26 protein-coding genes are annotated in these 17,444 nt (G+C 35.5%); 1 reads left to right on the forward strand and 25 read right to left on the reverse strand.

Annotation, left to right across the window (positions count from 1 at the left end; translation table 11 throughout):
- Window positions 1-11: 11 nt before the first annotated feature.
- The 17 genes from RHO12_03170 to RHO12_03250 form a co-directional block, all read right to left on the reverse strand.
- Window positions 12-983, reverse strand: a complete 972-nt coding sequence (locus tag RHO12_03170; protein ID WVD66783.1) for a major capsid protein — start codon at window positions 981-983, stop codon at window positions 12-14.
- 2 nt (window positions 984-985) lie between these two features.
- The gene (locus tag RHO12_03175) at window positions 986-1,666 is read right to left on the reverse strand and encodes a hypothetical protein (protein WVD66784.1); all 681 of its coding nucleotides are present in this window, start codon (window positions 1,664-1,666) and stop codon (window positions 986-988) included.
- Window positions 1,667-1,747: 81 nt separating this feature from the next.
- Complete coding sequence (locus tag RHO12_03180) at window positions 1,748-2,800, reverse strand: hypothetical protein (protein WVD66785.1); 1,053 nt, start codon at window positions 2,798-2,800, stop codon at window positions 1,748-1,750.
- 9 nt (window positions 2,801-2,809) lie between these two features.
- Window positions 2,810-4,219 carry a DUF4055 domain-containing protein gene (locus RHO12_03185; GenBank protein ID WVD66786.1) on the reverse strand — a complete coding sequence of 470 codons (1,410 nt, stop codon included), beginning with the start codon at window positions 4,217-4,219 and terminating at the stop codon, window positions 2,810-2,812.
- Window positions 4,220-4,221: 2 nt separating this feature from the next.
- Window positions 4,222-5,706 (reverse strand): hypothetical protein, encoded by a 1,485-nt coding sequence (locus RHO12_03190; GenBank protein WVD66787.1) that lies wholly within the window; start codon window positions 5,704-5,706, stop codon window positions 4,222-4,224.
- Entirely contained in the window at window positions 5,706-6,308 is a 603-nt protein-coding gene (locus RHO12_03195) for a hypothetical protein (protein ID WVD66788.1), read from the reverse strand. Before RHO12_03195 ends, RHO12_03190 begins: the two co-directional genes overlap by 1 nt.
- 33 nt (window positions 6,309-6,341) lie before the next feature.
- Complete coding sequence (locus tag RHO12_03200; protein WVD66789.1) at window positions 6,342-6,710, reverse strand: hypothetical protein; 369 nt, start codon at window positions 6,708-6,710, stop codon at window positions 6,342-6,344.
- The gene (locus RHO12_03205) at window positions 6,703-7,284 is read right to left on the reverse strand and encodes a phage antirepressor N-terminal domain-containing protein (protein ID WVD66790.1); all 582 of its coding nucleotides are present in this window, start codon (window positions 7,282-7,284) and stop codon (window positions 6,703-6,705) included. The genes RHO12_03200 and RHO12_03205 overlap by 8 nt, the downstream gene beginning before the upstream one ends.
- Window positions 7,285-7,532: 248 nt before the next feature.
- On the reverse strand, window positions 7,533-7,754 hold the full coding sequence (locus RHO12_03210) for a hypothetical protein (GenBank protein WVD66791.1): 222 nt from the start codon (window positions 7,752-7,754) through the stop codon (window positions 7,533-7,535).
- Between the two features lie 82 nt (window positions 7,755-7,836).
- Window positions 7,837-8,286: a hypothetical protein gene (locus RHO12_03215; GenBank protein ID WVD66792.1), complete on the reverse strand. Its 450-nt coding sequence runs from the start codon at window positions 8,284-8,286 to the stop codon at window positions 7,837-7,839.
- Between the two features lie 146 nt (window positions 8,287-8,432).
- Window positions 8,433-8,630, reverse strand: a complete 198-nt coding sequence (locus RHO12_03220) for a hypothetical protein (GenBank protein WVD66793.1) — start codon at window positions 8,628-8,630, stop codon at window positions 8,433-8,435.
- A complete protein-coding gene (locus RHO12_03225; GenBank protein ID WVD66794.1) occupies window positions 8,617-8,928 on the reverse strand; it encodes a hypothetical protein in 312 nt (103 codons plus the stop codon). Before RHO12_03225 ends, RHO12_03220 begins: the two co-directional genes overlap by 14 nt.
- Entirely contained in the window at window positions 8,910-9,431 is a 522-nt protein-coding gene (locus RHO12_03230) for a lysozyme (GenBank protein ID WVD66795.1), read from the reverse strand. The genes RHO12_03225 and RHO12_03230 overlap by 19 nt, the downstream gene beginning before the upstream one ends.
- Entirely contained in the window at window positions 9,391-9,630 is a 240-nt protein-coding gene (locus tag RHO12_03235; protein ID WVD66796.1) for a phage holin family protein, read from the reverse strand. The genes RHO12_03230 and RHO12_03235 overlap by 41 nt, the downstream gene beginning before the upstream one ends.
- 133 nt (window positions 9,631-9,763) lie before the next feature.
- Window positions 9,764-10,147, reverse strand: a complete 384-nt coding sequence (locus RHO12_03240) for a hypothetical protein (protein WVD66797.1) — start codon at window positions 10,145-10,147, stop codon at window positions 9,764-9,766.
- A gap of 322 nt (window positions 10,148-10,469) precedes the next feature.
- Window positions 10,470-10,871 (reverse strand): hypothetical protein, encoded by a 402-nt coding sequence (locus RHO12_03245; GenBank protein ID WVD66798.1) that lies wholly within the window; start codon window positions 10,869-10,871, stop codon window positions 10,470-10,472.
- Window positions 10,872-10,969: 98 nt separating this feature from the next.
- A complete protein-coding gene (locus RHO12_03250) occupies window positions 10,970-11,362 on the reverse strand; it encodes a hypothetical protein (protein WVD66799.1) in 393 nt (130 codons plus the stop codon).
- A 209-nt stretch (window positions 11,363-11,571) separates the two neighbouring features.
- Between RHO12_03250 and RHO12_03255 the strand changes: the two genes are divergently transcribed.
- The gene (locus tag RHO12_03255) at window positions 11,572-11,778 is read left to right on the forward strand and encodes a LuxR C-terminal-related transcriptional regulator (GenBank protein ID WVD66800.1); all 207 of its coding nucleotides are present in this window, start codon (window positions 11,572-11,574) and stop codon (window positions 11,776-11,778) included.
- A 338-nt stretch (window positions 11,779-12,116) separates the two neighbouring features.
- Here RHO12_03255 and RHO12_03260 read toward each other — a convergent pair whose 3' ends face one another.
- The 8 genes from RHO12_03260 to RHO12_03295 form a co-directional block, all read right to left on the reverse strand.
- Window positions 12,117-12,602, reverse strand: coding sequence for a helix-turn-helix domain-containing protein (locus tag RHO12_03260; GenBank protein ID WVD66801.1), 486 nt, complete (start codon window positions 12,600-12,602; stop codon window positions 12,117-12,119).
- Window positions 12,592-13,221 (reverse strand): recombination protein NinG, encoded by a 630-nt coding sequence (locus RHO12_03265; GenBank protein WVD66802.1) that lies wholly within the window; start codon window positions 13,219-13,221, stop codon window positions 12,592-12,594. Before RHO12_03265 ends, RHO12_03260 begins: the two co-directional genes overlap by 11 nt.
- A 217-nt stretch (window positions 13,222-13,438) precedes the next feature.
- A complete protein-coding gene (locus tag RHO12_03270; GenBank protein WVD66803.1) occupies window positions 13,439-13,882 on the reverse strand; it encodes a recombination protein NinB in 444 nt (147 codons plus the stop codon).
- Window positions 13,882-14,091, reverse strand: coding sequence for a hypothetical protein (locus RHO12_03275; GenBank protein WVD66804.1), 210 nt, complete (start codon window positions 14,089-14,091; stop codon window positions 13,882-13,884). The genes RHO12_03270 and RHO12_03275 overlap by 1 nt, the downstream gene beginning before the upstream one ends.
- Window positions 14,084-14,398: a hypothetical protein gene (locus tag RHO12_03280; protein ID WVD66805.1), complete on the reverse strand. Its 315-nt coding sequence runs from the start codon at window positions 14,396-14,398 to the stop codon at window positions 14,084-14,086. The genes RHO12_03275 and RHO12_03280 overlap by 8 nt, the downstream gene beginning before the upstream one ends.
- A gap of 170 nt (window positions 14,399-14,568) precedes the next feature.
- Window positions 14,569-15,981 carry a DnaB-like helicase C-terminal domain-containing protein gene (locus RHO12_03285; GenBank protein WVD66806.1) on the reverse strand — a complete coding sequence of 471 codons (1,413 nt, stop codon included), beginning with the start codon at window positions 15,979-15,981 and terminating at the stop codon, window positions 14,569-14,571.
- Window positions 15,978-16,742, reverse strand: a complete 765-nt coding sequence (locus RHO12_03290) for a helix-turn-helix domain-containing protein (GenBank protein ID WVD66807.1) — start codon at window positions 16,740-16,742, stop codon at window positions 15,978-15,980. The genes RHO12_03285 and RHO12_03290 overlap by 4 nt, the downstream gene beginning before the upstream one ends.
- Window positions 16,743-17,420: a phage antirepressor KilAC domain-containing protein gene (locus RHO12_03295; protein ID WVD66808.1), complete on the reverse strand. Its 678-nt coding sequence runs from the start codon at window positions 17,418-17,420 to the stop codon at window positions 16,743-16,745.
- Window positions 17,421-17,444: the final 24 nt, after the last annotated feature.

The following is a 17,444-nucleotide window of genomic DNA, read 5'->3' on the forward strand; positions in this document are numbered from 1 at the left end:
GAACCCCTTTATTATTTCGCTGGAGCAGATTTTGTGATTGATTTACCAAACGTAACTAATACGCCTGCTGTATCTTTAATGCTTGTCGCAATCTTACCCCAATTAGCAGAATCACTGATTTGAGCATTTGTTGGCGATTTAATACTATCTTTAGCCCATTGATAACCGCGAACACCTAGGGTAAAGTCATACTCACCTTGCATTAAGGCCTTAACGTTCTCTTGGCCTAAAACATCTTGTGCTTTCATGATTAATGGTGAAGTTGCTACCGCAGCTGCGCCAACAGTTAATCCTAATACGTTTTGTTTATCACCATCAGATAACGCTGGAATATCAGAAACAACAAAGCGTCTCCCCATACCATCTTGCATTATAGAAATATTACCAATCTGGAATAGTCGATTTGCATTAGTCAGTGTCTCATCAATAAAATCATTATAAGTCGCACCATCCATTAGCCATGTAACTAAACGAGAGTGAGCATCACCAAATGGTCTAGCTCCTTTATTTAATCCTCTTAGAGAAGGTGATACACCTGCAGCGGTGGATAGGTCTGTTACAGCTTCGTTATTAGCTGAAATAGCAGCTTTTAATGCAGCCCCTGTAGTATTTAAATAATCTTGCATCATTGCTTCGGCTGATTGAGCGGCAACAACTGCTGCCGCTTCTGCTACATCTTTACCTAAGCGTTTCATCATAGTTGGAGTAACAGAGATAGGACCAATGCGTCCATCAACCTTAATCATGCGGTCTAATAGCTGTCCTAATTCTTGAGGTACTAATGTTCCGCCACCATAAGCATTACGACGCTGAGCAAGTCCACCGAGCAATTGCCATGATGTTTGCTCTACGTAATCACCAATATGATCACCTCCACCGAGCACTAAAGCACCACCAGATGCAGCATTGAATTCTTGTACTGATTGCGCGACTAACTCAGTAGCCGCAGTTGATACTTGTTGTTGAAAAATATGTAATGTCATAATTATTCCTGTGTTTTAGATAAAATTTCACGAGCACGCGCAACCATTGGGTTTTCGTGCTTATTTTGTTGTTGTCCATCGCCTCCAGCATTTGGATTTTTTTTGCTAGCATCACCACCAGTTCCACTAGCTCTTGAGCCAATAATTACTGGCGCAAATAACTTATTACTTTGAAACTCTTTACTTAAATCCTCTAACGTTGATGCGGACGGCTTACCATTAGAATCTAAGACGCGTGTTTTCCCGTCTTCAACAGCTAACCGCGCTTTAATATGAGGCAAGATTAAATCAGCAGAATCACCAGCAAGCGAAATAGCTAATCGTTGAGCTTCGTTATCAACAAGGAGGGTATGTAAACGGCTATCACGCTCTTTAATTTGTTCAGTTAGCTCTTTTTCTCTAGTTAGCAGCTTTTCTTGCCAGCTTTTTTCTAAAGTATCGATGTCGCCTTTTTTGCGCGCCTGCTCCTCCGCAAATTTCTTTGCTTCTTCCTCTGCCGCTCTACGTTTTTCTTGCTCTGTTTTCTTCTCACCCAACAACTCCTCAACCTTTTTAGTTAATCCAGTTACATCAGGTAATCCGTCAATAGCTAATTGATAACCGTTAGCTGTCTCGGTATACATTTCTTTTTGAGCATCTTCTATTGAATCAAACTCATCTTTTGTTAATTTAAATTTAAGCATTTAAAGCCTCTGGTTAAATGTTGGGATCTCAAATCCCTAGTTATAAAAAAGGCCCATAATAATGAGCCTGTTAGTGTGTTGTTAATTTAATCCCGCCCGCTCGAAAGCATCAGGTATAACCTTTTTCATCTCTTCGAGTGTCATAGGTTTAAAGTTTTTGTGTAATTGAAGTTTTGCAAATTGCTCAGGGGTTAAACCACCGTCGCGAAATAGCGTTCCTCTTGTTGGGCCTAGAATAATGTCTTGTCTTTTATGTGTTTGACGACTTAGCCATTGATAGTAAGTTTCTTCTCCATAGACTGAACTGCCTGGTTGCCCTTCATTTAATAATGTTATGAATTTTTTGTTAATAACTGGTAGCATTCTACTTCTACACCTAAAATGTAATGGCGGCCTAGGTCCTTCTCCAACTAAATATGTTAAGCCATCAAGCGATCTGCATACCACTGAGGTATGACTATCAAGAATCGCAGCAAATTCTTCTTTATCAACAAGCTCAGGATTAACTGAATAAAACTCAGTTGCAGCAACACTTTGCACATGCTGTAGAGCAGTACTCATAATCGAATCATAATCATTTGCAATTTTTGAAATGACGCTATAGCCAACTGCTTCATCGCTATAAAGCAACCCTTCTAGGCTTCTAATGCTTCCACCTTCTGCAAAAGTTTTAGTTACAGAGTTTGTTATTTGAATGAGAGCCAAAGCTCCCCATGCTGCAATAAACTGTGGCAGATATAATGGACCATTCCAATTTTTTAGAGAAAGCGGACGATTTTGCAGTGAACTATTTAAGCTATTTTTATCGACTTTATTTACTACATCGTCACCAAACATTTGAGTAAAACTCGCATACTCAATCATAGCTAACTGCAGTGAAACCTCTTTAAGGTGAGCGATTAAATCACTAACCTCATTATCGAAAATCGGCTTAAGTGAGTGTTTAAATTGTTTTATTATCTTTTCTGACTTTGTTTTTGATTTAATATCTCCACCAAAATCAGAAAGAACTAAGGAAACATATTTTTTAATTCGCCGCCATACTTTAACTCTTTCCTGCTTTTTCTCTGCTTTTAACCTTTCTAGCATGGATTGAGCCATAATAGCGTTATCGAGTATTAGGTTCGACATCATTAAGCCTTATTATTGAGTTGCTGAAAATAAAGCATTATTCAGTCCTAGTGGATCTTGTTCATTTAACTGATCAACAATATCATCTGGTTTTTCATCAGCAGGTATTAAACCAATGCGCTGTTGATAACGAATAAAATCAATAAGCCGTAAACTACCAGATTGCACAGCAGCCATTAATGCAGTTATAGCTTGAGAATCAAGATTTGCAATATCATACTTTTTAGTGAGTTCAACACTCCCTTCACCACTTCCAGCAAATTGGATTGCAAATTTTAAGGCCCTATTTACAGCTTGCTCAACATTCCCTGCGCATAATGATAAAATTGAATTATCTGTTTGCGCTTCGTCTCCTGCTTGAGTTGCTGTTCTTGCTGAGCTATTGCGCTCAACTAATTTTGCTCCTAACATTGCCATTTGCTTTTCACGTCTTTCCGCAACAGTTATAACAATATTCCTGTCTTCGGCTTGAGCGAATTTTAAATCACCACCGACTGGTAACATGACCCCTTTACGCGATCCGACAATAAAACCATTTGAAAGATACTTAGTTGCCCAATCATCAGTAAGACCAGTTAAAGCGACCATTGGCTGGCCAACTGTGTGCGCTGCTTCTGATATGTCTGCTTCTGCTTGATAATGTTTAATGTTAACGTAAGCAATATCTGCAAGCGGTGGAGAATCTGGCGTATGATCATTATTAGATGACCCAATCCATGACCATGGAAGCTCGTTTAATGTTTTTCCGTTTGCATCCTTTAACTCTATAAGCTCACCGCAGATTAAACCTTCATGAGACTTATCCCATCGGCGAGCGTAAGCAAAATTATTAATAAGACGTAATTCAATCCAATGCCCTTCCATCACAACATTGAATCCTTCATTATCTTCGACCGGCTCTTCATAATAAATAACTACAAGAGAAGTTTTACCTTTTGTAACGCGCCAATTAATGATCTGCTTAGCCGTAAATAATCTAAGAATAGGTTTTCCTTTGCTAGCCTCTGTTTGAATACCAGCACTTGTATAGTCAGTAAGAATGCCTGCTCGTCCACGCTTTAATGTTTGGCTCAACGCGTCTCTAATGAGTTGCGATAGTGGTTGTCCTTCTCCATCTGAATCACTCTCAATGCAATCAATTGCTCCGCTTAATTCTATTTTCGGTGCTTTATTAAACGCTATTCCTAGTAACCCTGATAACGTTCTACCAGTGGCGTTAATAAATGCAGCCCTATTTAAATATGCATTGTATCGCTCATCAACAGGATCATCATTTGCACTGTCACTGCTTGGATGCGGAAGATATTTTTTCCTTTTTTGTTTTACCTTTCTTTCACCATCTACACAATCACTAATCAATTCCCATTCGAGTAGGAACTCACTAAATGCAGGATGATGATAATTAATATTTGAATTTGGCATGTTTAGGTCCATTTGAAGTTAATTGGTTCTGCTGGTTTTATGCGTTTATTTGCAACGGCAAAATATCTAAAAGCATCAGCTCCATGTGATGTGCTATCATGTAATGGTTTGTCTTTCCAGCAGCCTCTTTTATCATCCCACTCTTTGCGGTAGCTTTCTAAGTGAGTTATACCTTCTTTGCATTTATAATCATCAAAAGCGCAAAACGGTAGTATCTCGCGTACTGACTCTATGCCCTCGTCAATACTTAACTTAGGCACAACATTAAATTTAATTCGGTAAATCTCACCATCAATTTCATAGCCTTCCCAAGCTAAAGCTTTCCTGCTTTTACCATCACCCGCAAACTCTCTGTTATCAATGTCATGTGGCGCCCAATGCTCGGCATATTCGTACCCTTTATCTTTAATTACTTTCATATAGTGACGCAAGCCCTCGCCACTATTTTCGTAATAGTCAATAACGTGGTATTCATTACCAACTTGACGAATAAACCAGATAGCCGTTGAATCTCCGACACCTAAATCCCAAAATGTAATAACTGGTTGATGAGAGTTATCAGGTAGCTTACCTATTCGGCCTTGTTCGTAGAGTTGTCTAAACTGTTTGACATAGTAAGCACCTTCAACCGATTGCTTAAATGCTTCACTTGGGATTGATGGGTATTCTCGCTTCATATCATCGCCAAGTGTTTTTTCTTTAGCGTGATACCATGCTTTTTGCTCATCAGTTAAGTTAATGCCGTATTTAGACTTTAACTCATCAAAATATTCAATTAGCCTAGTCGGCGGTTTCTCTAGAGGTTTGATTGCATACTGTGGATTTTTCCACCATGAAAAAAAGAAGAATTTCCAGTCTAAATTGGAAAGCGGCTTGCCTTGTATTTGCATTTTTTCTGATTCATCACAGTAATCAAAAAAATAACCTGCTCGCCCTTCAGCTGTACTTTCTATTGTAGTAAAACAATCAGTAGATACGGCCTCAAAAGCACCTGTTACAATTTCCCTTGCTTTGTCTGGATACTTAGCACATATTTTGCCGAACTCCGATACATGCAAGTACTTTAATGTGCCGCCGCGAAATGATGTTGATACATAAAGCGAACCGCCTTTATTAAATACTAACTCACAAGCCGCGTCGTTACTCGCTGGGTTAGCCTGTTTTATTTCATCAGGAAGCCTGTCATAAGCATATTTTACTTTTTCACGAAATAGTCTTTTAGCATCATTTAACGTGTGAGCAATTAATGCACATTTTGCAGACTCAAATAATGCTGCGTCCAATTGGATAATACAAACCTCTGTCGTGAAACCAAGCTGACGAGCTTTTAAAATAATATTCCTTGTATGCATACCTTCGAAGTATTCGAGTTGCTCAGGTGTCATTTTAAAGCGTATTTGCTTACCTTCTTTGTCCGTAATGTAGTAAAGGTTATTTAGCCGCCAAAGTTTATTGCTTAGCTTTTTGATTTGCTCAGGAGTTAACATTAAGCCTCCTGTGATAGCTTGTCCATTAAGTCTGATAGTTGATCTGTAGAATTACCTTTTGGCTGGTCATCAATGTTATAAGCTTGACGTTCTAAGGTAATTAAGTTTTTAAGTGTTTCACTTAGTGCCTTAATGGACTTAACTCTCTCTGGCATTGAAATAACGGCCATGTAGATATCATTTAGTTTATCTTTACCGTTTTGGTCTGGTGATAATAGTAGCTCACCAAGCTTCCTGAATGACTCAATATCGACACACTCGGAGCCAAGCTCATCAAACAAAGCATTAGCAATACCTTTTGCCTTTTTTATATCCCCTCTTTGCTCCATTTTTACATTGGCTATTACTTCAGCATTAGCTTCAATTAGTATGCGATCATTAAGTACGCTTTCAGCGCGTACCTTATTGCGTACTTCTATTTTGCGTACCAAATCATCTGATTTTGATTTTATTTTTTCAGACAAATCCCGAACCCAATAATCTCGCTTTGCTCTTTTTCTAATTGCTCCCTCAGAGATGTTATATTTATTCCCCATTTCTCTTAGAGACATAACCCCAGCCCTATAGGCTGATTCGATAGCCTCCCAGTCTGGCTTTGTCATTTGTTTATTCCTGTTCTGGTTTAAGTCGGTATGTTAGTGATAGTTGATAACTTGCTCTTCAATCCCTTGCTCTGCTAGCATGGTTATGTAATTAATCATTAATTCATTAAGTTTGCTTATACCTTGCTCGTTTAAGTAATGAGTTGTGCCAATTTTATATTTACAACCTATCTTTTTCTTATCCATATCTATCATCTCACCATAAAGGCAAATCCGTTCGAATTCGGTTAAACCTTCTTCTTGATAAAATCCTTCAAGAAAAGATGATAAACAATATGAATCAACTTCTAGGTTACCAAGCGTGTGTTTATAAATATTATCGCCATTTTTTCTTATTAAGTGTTCCACATATGAAGAGCTAACCATTTGAGCATAAAAATAAGGGTTCTTATTATTAAGCATAAGCTATCGCCTTAATTGAAGTATCAATAAGTTGGTAATTAAACTGTAGTTGGTATTTGTTTTGCCATGCTTCAATCCGTGACTTAATTAGCTTTTTAGCCATCTTTCTATTTGTCATAGCATTCGATCCTTTGCTCGCTGCTACAAACGTTACTGAATCTAATCTTGCTATTTCATGTGCTTCAATTTCAGCCGCAGATAATGGCATTACTTTTCTAGTGGCTTGTCCATGTGTCCAATAATCATGCAGTGCAGTAAAACACTCTTCTTGATATTTGATTAGCTTACTTCGAAGTGCTTCTTTTACTTTCTCCGAGTTAATGCTGAATAACCAGCCGTTTAGTTTTTTAATTGGCATACATAACATATTGTATTTTTTGCCATCATTTCCAGTCGTGGTCATATGACTACAGCTGAATTTATGCTTTTGGCTAATAAGTTTTCGGTATTGCGTTTTCCAATTTAAGCCAATGCCTTCGACTATAGAGCGCATTGCCACATACTCAATACCATCTTTTTTAACTGTGATTAATTTAGATTGTTCGAAATTTACTTCTGCCTTAATAATATTCATTTAGAGTCCTTATTAGAAATAAACCCTAGTCACACCAGAAACAACCCCAAGACAGCGCAAATGAATAAAACGCAAGTTGCTCTGCTAAGGCTTATTTCTAATTAGGGTCTTGTTGATGATTTGCCGTGTGATTGGCAGTATGATTTATTTTTGAAAATTGGAGCAGTTGACCGAGTTCAGTGGGTAAAAATCGGGCATAAAAAAACCGACTTTTGTCGGCTTGAAATATGTTGTCTTTTAATAGTTAATTACTCTTTCCAAGTAATAGACTTAACACCTAACATTTGACCGACAATTAAAGTATCTACTGCTAAGTTTTTGCTATGTTCCTTGTAACCCTCATTTGTTCCACCTTCTTGCAGAATATCAATTGCCGATGCAATAGCTTGTTTAAACCGAGTTACTTTATCATCGCCAGATGGATTAAATGCTAGTCCGACTAATTTTTGCCCTTGTGTTAAATTTGTCATATCTTCCCTTGTTTTAGATGTAAAAAAACCGCAATTAAGCGGTTTGTAATAGATACTAGAATAACTAAGAATTTAAATACAGCTAATTAGCTTCAAACAATGAGCTAAGAAGTTCATTTATTTTTTCATCAGTTCCTTTGCTTCTTTCTCCAGTAATAGTAAATCCGCTTACGCTATAAAAATATTTTGCATAGCCTATTTCTTCACTTCCCTTTGAAACAACAAAAAAGGCATTAGCTAAGTATGGGGGGATACCTGCTTTTTTTACAATATAAGATAAACTAAACTCGCATTTTTTTAATGAGTCAGCGGTTACAAGTTTATTTGTAATATTTAAACTATCTAGCTTATTTGAAATAACTTTACCTGCATCACCATAATCAAGAATACTTGTTTCAGGTTGATATATACATATTTCTTTAATTTCATTTTTATTTTTAATAGGTTTTATATCTTTCGTTGCATCTTTTGTTGAAAAAGAACATCCAGAAAGGAAAGCGATACAGACAAAAACCAATGTTAAAAATTTCATTATTTTATTCCTAATTTAAAAAACACAAACTTTGTAATACTATCTAATTACAATTCACGCTATTATTTACTATAACTAACATATAGCGTTAAGGATGCTAAACTAAAAAATATATTTTTCAATATGTTAATCGATTTTTTTACAATTTAGCTATTAGTTTTAGTATTATTATCTAACTCCCTTATCGCTTTCTTATCTGCATTACACTGTTTTAAGCTATTTTTTAAATCCACATACAAAAGTGGGCAGTCGCCCCATGTAATAACTTTTTCAATATGCGGCTCGTTGTTTTCTTGAGTGAGTGAAGATGGCGCATTAATATAAACGTACTTAATTCTTTCCACTGCGCATCCAGTTAATAACATCACTAGGTATAGGTTCAGAAGCACACTGATTATCTTTAAGCGCATTTTTTAAGCTTTCCTGTAGTTTTTTAACGTCATTAATGGCTTGTGATTTTTCTTTTTCACGCTCGGCAATAATTAACTCTTTTTTCTCGTTGTTTTTAGTTAACTCGGCTATATCGCTTTTAAGTGAATTAACTTCTTTCAAAGCATCCTTTTCATCTAGCCAACAGTTCCAAGCAAAATAACTAACGAATAATAAAGCAGCAGTTAATACAGTTATAATCCACTTAGACATAATGCACGCTCTTTTTCACGACGAGTAACGAGACCATTTAATACTTTACCATTTGCTTTATTCCAACGCGGTAACTCATCACAAGCTTTTTGGTAGTTGCCAGAGTTGAGATATTTGTACATCGTTGAGCTTTTCATCTTTGAGCAGCCAACATTGAACGTGATTGATACCGTAGCATCAAATACCGACTGCGGCAGATGAAAACCATTAGCGAACCGGTTAACACAATCCTCGGCACTTTTGATATCATCTACCCAGCGCTTTGCAATTTCATCATCAGAGTATTTACGCGATTCTATTTCGCCAGTCGTAGAACCGATGCCTACAGTCAGAATACCTGCTGGACAGTTATAAGGCTCATTTCTACAAGCCTCAGCATTGCCGATTATTTCAAGTCCTGCTTTGCTTGTTCTAATTTCATCTGAGTAATTACCGAGAACAATACCAATAATTACCGATACGCTACAAATCGTTGTTGTTGCTATCTTTTTTATATTTGGCATAATATTCTTCTCTTAGCTTCTCTTTGTGTATAGCGTCTCTTCGCTTATACCACCAGTTAATCGCGAAGGTAGCAATTGATAAAATAATACCAACAATTAGAGCGATATCATTAAGGCTTAAAGCCCCAAAAAGTGTACATATAGCTCCCCAAAAATAAGAGACAGGCGATGAATATCTATCCATAATGAAAATCTTCATGATTGCCTCCTATTTGGAAGCGGTGAATTGAAAAGTGGCGGCGTACTAGCTCTTAAGTCAAGTGTTTTAGATGTGTGTCTAGTGTTGCCGCCGTAATTGATAAAACTAAGTGAGGGTTTAAAAAGTTATAATGTTATAAAGTATCAAAAAATTCTATTTGAACGTTATAAGAAATACCAACTTTCGATTCGGAAAAAATTTCAGTTAAGTCATATGAGTTTACTAATGGGTATGCGTTATATGCAAAAAACTCACCTGCGTTGTAACCCTTTTTTGCTACAAAAACGAGTTCATCATTAACGTATAACTTGCAAAAATTAGGATACAATGACAAATCATTAAGACCAGATAATCTTAATACAAGAGTGCTCCCCCACAATCCTAATGCTTCTAAGTTGGAGGAAAAAGAGCTATCTCTACCATTGTTAGGGCTATCCCAATTCGAAATACTATAGCCATAACCATTATGTGCAATTTTACCTACTTTTAAAGTTCCCGAAGCTGAAGTTTGTTTCATATTTTGATTCCTTTTATTATATTTATTGGATTAGACTTGTGAATTAAGTGGCCACTTAATACTGTATAAATATACAGCTTAATCACTATTTTGTCAATCAAAATATACATGGTATAGATTATTAATAATTTTAATAATTTGTTATTAATCAAATAATTGAATTAAACATAAAGAAAACCGAAACTTAACTAAAGCGAAACATCTAGATTGAGTAAGCCGAAATGTATTATCTATATACAGTTCTGTTAGTGTGATCGACTTACTCAAATTTTGGATATAAAAAAGCCCTACGTAGGAAGGGCTTAATGGAAATATTGGATTATTATTTTTTTGGTTCACAAGGTATATTACCCATGAGTGTTTTAAAGGCTTCTAACCTCATAACCTTAGTTGGTGCCCACAAGTAGTGTTCGCTATCAACAGGATCTTTAATAAGTTTGATATCTTTGGGAATTTTGCTTTTAGATTCGATTGTACAAAAATTAGTACCCGATGGTTCTTTGCTAGTAGTCGAAATTCCCTCAACTAAATTTTGATTATGACCAACTGCTTTTTTGTAAGGATCTACATTTAAGTCCACATTCTCTCTTACATTAGTCATATCCCCCCCTAAACGATATAATTTTACAGGGGTATTTTTTTCAAAAATTATTGCTTTTTTATCTTTTGCAATAGCGCTAATACTAATAAAAGATAAAAGGATTATAAATAATATTTTAGTCATACTTTTGTCTCCGTATTTTATATTAATAAAATAACTTCTAGTTCTAAGTAGTAGAATCAACTACGATTAGATTTCGTAGTTGATTTTTTTATTTCAAATTAAAAACGAAATAATACTTTACGATCTAAATCTACAGATTTACCAAAAGGTAGATACAGGTGAAACTCAATAAAAATATCTCTAGTATTAGGATCAAAACCTAATCCTAAGTGCCCAGATACAATACCAAGATTAGGATCAATACTAATAAAAGGATGATCTTTACTTAACACTTGATTAATAACAGTTATCCCCAAAATAGATACTTGAGCTTTAAGCTCCAAATTTTTAAGCGAAGCTGAAAAGCTAGCTTTTACAATTCCAAGATTAAACTCCCAATTTTCAGCGGTAAGTAAATTATTTAATTCTTCGTTACCGATACTCAATAAATCATTATTGCTAACGAATAAAGAGCCTGATTTAGTATTTACATCTTTAACGATTATGGTCATAAGACTATCTCCTATAAAAATATTAATATTTACGTTTTTTACTCACAAATAGTTATATTTGCTAGAGTTAATGCTATGCCTTCCTAAACACTAAATAAATAATCTAAAGAGCGTAATTAAAATACGTTATTTAGATTATTTATTAATCTAATAATTATTGTAATCCTCTATAGCAAAATTGATGGTTCTTATTTTGAGAGAGTAAATGTATGTTAGAAAAATTAACCAAAAGAGAGAAAGATGTATATGAATTGATAAAAAAAGGACTGAATTGTAAAAAAATTTCCGAAAAGTTCGGTATTAGTATTTGCACCACTTTAAAACATAAGACTAATATTTTTCATAAATTAAATATTCATAATGAGCTACAATTAAAATGTTATTTATTACCTGAAAAAAATTTAAAAAAAAAATAAAAAGTTAACAAAAAAAGAATTAGTGATAGTAAAACAAATTATAATAGGATTAAGTTGTAAAGAAATTGCTCGAAATTTATGCCGCTCCCACTTAACTATCGCTAAACACAGAGAAAATATATACTCTAAGTTAGAGATACATTCTCGATTTGAGCTTTATAAAAAAATCGTAAGAGAATAATATTAATACCTTTATAATAATTATAGATTACACATTGCCGCATGTGTAATCTATTATATACCATAAACAAAAAAGCCTTAGATTTCTCTAGGGCTTGAATTTTTTACATACTATTAGATAATGCAATATTACCTAAATATTTTTCCCAAGTCAATTTTTATATGCTAATTTCGGTGAAATTTATTAACTTACTTACAATATAGCCATCAAATTCTCGTAATTTTCTATGAATAGTGCTTTTTGATGTATCTAGTAGCTTTGCTATATCACAAATATTTAACCGCTCACTCCAATCACAACCATTATCAACAATGTCATAACCCTTGTAATAAAGCTCTGCTATTTTTTGCTGTTCTTTTAAGCGGTCTTGATTTGATTTTTTAGCATCAAGCATACATGATTCAATAAAATCAATTTCGTTTTCTATAAAATCATAGCATTTTTGAGTGAACATCACTGCAAACATTGCGCTAACTGGTTTATGACCGCACTTGCTTGAGTAAGAATTATATATTCCCCACATTTCAAGCATTTCCACAGCTCTAGTTGTTAAGTCTCTATCTTGTGTAAATGTGATATTATTGCTTTTAGTTAGAGTGTAGTCAGATTCCGCTTGCACTTCAACATATTCATTAACTAGCATGCTCACCTCTTGCCTTTAAATTTTTAAGCTTAAATCTGTACTCAGCTTTAATCTGCTTTATTTCGTCTATTGTGTATTTTTTGGGTTCATGCTGACGCTCTAATAATTCAACATTTTCAAGCCCTATCTTGTTAATCAAGTTCTCTCTGTAAGCGTTCAAATTGCCAGATAGATAGTTATTACATCTAGAGCATTGTTTATGACAATTAAGCTCATTAAATCGTAATTCACGATGTGCACCGACTGATTTAAAATGCCCAACATGATATTGGATATCTTGCTTCATTGTTCCGCAGCTAATACATGGCTCATTTTTGTCTCTTTCACGTATAAAGCTGTTAAATATTGTTTGAGCTTGTTGTAAATGCTCTGCACGAGTTTTAACACTATCCTTTTGCTTATTACGTTCGGCCCTTGCTGCTTTGGCTAGCTCTCTACTAACTCGTTCTTTTATTTTGTTTTCGGGTGAGTTGATAGTTATTAGTGCACAAGACCAACAGCAAGCAACTTGTCCAATGCGAACTGGAGTAAATAATTTACCGCAAGCCTTGTTTTGGCATTTCTTCGGTTTTGGTGGTTTACTAGGTTTGAACTTCTCGCCTTTAGTTAACTTGCCCATTATTTCACCTATAATCTGCATTCATCTGGTAATTGTTCGAATATTTCTTTATCCGTGAATATCATCATTTCAAAATCATCTTCAACAGTTCTTATAATCATGTTGTGTAAATTAGCGCAATCACAGCATCTTAAATAAGTTGAATGGTACTCAGCCCGGTTATGTTTCATGAAATAATCCGATTCAACTCTGTATAGCTTTCCCTTTTCTAATTTCATCATTTCACCTTTGATAGTTGGTCTTTGTATTGGTTAGCAAGATTAATTGCTTCTTGTGCATCTATGCTAAATATAACGCGATTCTCTGCCCCAAACTGTTCAGCACATGTAACTACATCGGCAAACTCTCTCTTACTCATCTTGCGCGTTGATTGGCCCATAAAAACTAGGCCACCTTGAATACCTTGTACACATTTTTGACCGTGCAAATTAGCAGTGATTAAGTGCTTCCATTCTTCTGATGTTAATTTTTCGTTATTCCAAGTAACTTGCTTTGCTATGTCACCTAAAACAGCCCACATCATGCGATTTTGTGCATTGCTACGCTTATCTTCTTCAACAATTACGCGCAACGGATGATCACTATCAACTGGTAACTGGCTAATTAAATTAATAGCATTACTTCTTGCTATCTCATGAGTTAATCGGATTTCTTTGATCATCACTCCCCCTTTGCTAACTCTGCTCGTGCTAGCCAACCAGTCCAGTAGCTATCAATATTTAAATCATCATCTTTAAATTCTGAGTATTCTGAATAACAATTATTTATTTCTCGATAAAGGCCACTTACATCAATTTTAAAAGAATCAAGTATGAATAATTCAAACTCCTCACGCTCTTTCTCTATCTCTTGCTTTGTTAGTTTAGTCATTGCTTGTGTCCTTGTGTTTTCCGAAAAAGCCAGCTAATTCTTTCCTAAATTTACGCATAGTTTTTGTTGAGGGTCTTGCGTTTTGGTATCTATAACCCTCTATCTTTCCGTCGCTTAGCCACGCATACCATTTATTCTTGTCCCAATACACAAACTCTGATCCATTGCCAAAAGTAACCGTTGAAAAGTAGCGATCTATCGACTTGTGTTCGGTTATCCCCGTATCGCAACATCTTGATAAAATGACATCTAAATTTTTATCTTTTTTGTAATTCATTATTGAAAATAAATTTGGTTCTATTATCATTCTTTAACTCCTCCAAAATCTGCCTAATTTCTAACTGATCGCTACGTTTATTTAACTCTTGCTTAATATCGAACTGTGTAGCTAACCCTTTCTGTAATCTATATCTGATGCTATGTGCATATTTATACTTCTGCTCTAGCTCAGGATTCTGATGCGCTAGTGTGCAGTGGTTAAAATTCATCTTTTGCATACTTGCGCTTCTTCTTATCTGGTTCAATTCGTGATTTTTGATCGGCCTCATTCTGGTTTATGTCATAAATACGACCGTTTTTGATGCCTGCATAAACTTTGAAATTACCTGCGCCGTGACGGTTTAATGCAATGTTAATTTCCATGATGTTTTTGTCTGCATTTTCGTTATATACAGCGTCGCGGTATAAACCTATCCAGTAGTCACAATCTTGTTCTATCTGGCCAGTGTCACGGCTATCGCTTGGAATTGGGCGTTTATCTGTTCTACTTTCTAAGTTTCGGTTTAATTGAGTTAATAAAACGACTATGCAATTAAGCTCTTTTGCTAATGCTTTAAGCCCTTTAGTGATATACCCATAAGCTAAGTCATTGCGCTGATCATTAGTGTCTTTTTCTTTATCCATTAGCGTTAAATAATCGACCATTATCATGCCTATCTGGCCTTTTTCTCTTGCCATGCGACGTGATTCAGAACGAATATGCGATAGAGTGATCGCAGGTGTATCATCAATGAAAATATTGTTAGATTTGGTTAATTCAGCAAGATTGTGCATTACTCGATTAAATTCGTTACCTTGGCCTAATCCACCATCGTAAAAAATATCGCTATTGATCCCCGATTCTTGAGCTAAGATATTTTCAAGCATTTGTTCATCTTGCATTTCAAGCGAGAAAGCTAATACAGGTAATTTTTCAACCATTGCGCAATGCCTTGCCATGTGAATTTCTAGTGTTGTTTTACCCATTTTAGGACGTGCGCCCATAACGAATAACGAGCCTCTGACAACGTATTTAGGGAATAACTTAGCGTCTAATGCTTCAATGCCTGTTTTAAGTCCTCTCGCACTATCGTCATTGTTTAATCGTTTTTCTAACGTATCTGTCCATTTATTAGCAATTGTTTGCAGTGACTTAAGCCCTAGTGTCTTACCTGTTTTGTTATAATCATCAATGCTTGTAAATAACGATTGAATTGCCGATAGTTTGTTGCTTGTTGATAGCATTGATTTCTCTAAAATCATGGCCGCACAATCTTGTAGTTTTTGTAATGCGTAGCGCTCAATAGCTTTGTCGCGAACAATGGCAGCGTAAGCGGTTATATTAGCCATTGATGGAGTGTTTTTTGATGCTTCGGCAAGATAACCAAATCCGCCACAATCATCTAACAAGCCCTTACTTTCTAAGCTGTCGGATAAAGTAATTAAATCTATCGGGTAGTTTTTATTATTTAACTCTGCCATTTCAGTAAAAATAACTTGATGACGACGATTAAAAAATGATTCTGGTTTTAGTGACTTAATCGCTTTCTGACAGCGGTCAGAGGTAAAATCAATCATTAGTGAGCCAATCACTGCTTGCTCTGCTGCTAAATCTTGAGGAATAGTGTTCATAGTGCGTCTTCCTTAACTTTGGTTAGCGTTTCAATGCGTAACACGTAATCAAATGTTGCTTTCCATGCTCTCCTGTTCTCTCCGCCAAAATAAAATGGGTTGTTTTCGATTAAATCCATGAATCTGGCAAAGTAAGCTTTGAACGTGCTAGCTTCAGCGTTTTTTAACTTAGGTGCTAACTTGTTAATTAGAGTTTTACGTTTAGCGTTCAATTCATCAGGCACGGGCAATCCATCAAGAACTACATCACGATATGCTTCAATGATCCCTTGATAGTCATATTTGGCTTTTTTATTTTTAGGTTTAATTTCAGTTTGTATGTCATTGCTAGATGACAAATCTTTTTTATTTATTTTTTTAGATTCATTGACTGGTTCAATACTGACTGGTTCCTGCTCATCTGTCGGTATACCCCCTATGTTATCTGTCGGTATAGGTGTACCAGCTACCGGTATACCTGTGTTATCTTCTGGTATAACCCCTATACCATTTGCTGGTATAGTTAAAATATAAAGATTACTAGTATTTTCTTTCTCATTTTTCTTACGATTAATTTTCTTTACCACGCCCATTTTTATAAGCGCTTCAATGTGAGCCTGAACGCTACTTCTACTAATCTCACAAGCTTTAGCGATGGTGTTATGACTAGGAAAACACTCACCTTTATCATTAGCGTTGTCAGCTAACTTAATAAGTACCAATTTACGCAAAGGATTACCGACTTTGAATTCCATTGCTTTTACCATTAATAGCATACTCATTTAACCCACCATTAATTCAGATGCGTAACGTCTAGCAATGTAAGCCATGCCTTTTGTTGAAACGCGAGTTTGTGTGTATGCATGCCCGTTTCGCTCACCAGTTTTAACTTCAAAGTTGCCGTTATTGATATGGTTAGCGTAAGGAAGCAAATTACCTGATTGCCGAAATAGAATGCGATCATCTTCAAGACAATCAATCATTGCCCTTTCAGACATTTTTAATATTTTAGCCGTTTCACGTAATGACTTAGTGGTACCAACATCAACAAAGTTATCTACAAAGCTAACCTTTGGAGCATCTAACGCGATTTTTTCATTAAGCTGTATATTTTCTTCGATAGCTTGAGCAGCTAAACGTAGCGCTTCTGGTAGCGTTTTTGGCACTAGGTTGTTTTCCAACTCTTGCCATCGATCAACTAGTCGAGCAGTAAATTCTGGGCATAATTGAGCAACAACGATATAAGAATCACGCTTGATTAATCTGTATTCCAATACTGTTTGCCCTAGGTGATTTGTAACTTCCACCAATGGTGTAAGTTGAATAACACCTTTATCTATCAATCGTTCAATAGTTCTTTTAACGCTGTCATGACGAGATTCAACTAACTCCGCAATTTCACGGCTAGACATTGTTAATTCATCGTTGCTTAATTTATTCATATTTGTTAGATTACTCATGTGTTTAACTCTCCAATAGTTACT

The sequence above is a fragment of the Orbaceae bacterium lpD02 genome, from assembly GCA_036251875.1.
In the GTDB taxonomy this organism is placed as follows: domain Bacteria; phylum Pseudomonadota; class Gammaproteobacteria; order Enterobacterales; family Orbaceae; genus Orbus; species Orbus sturtevantii.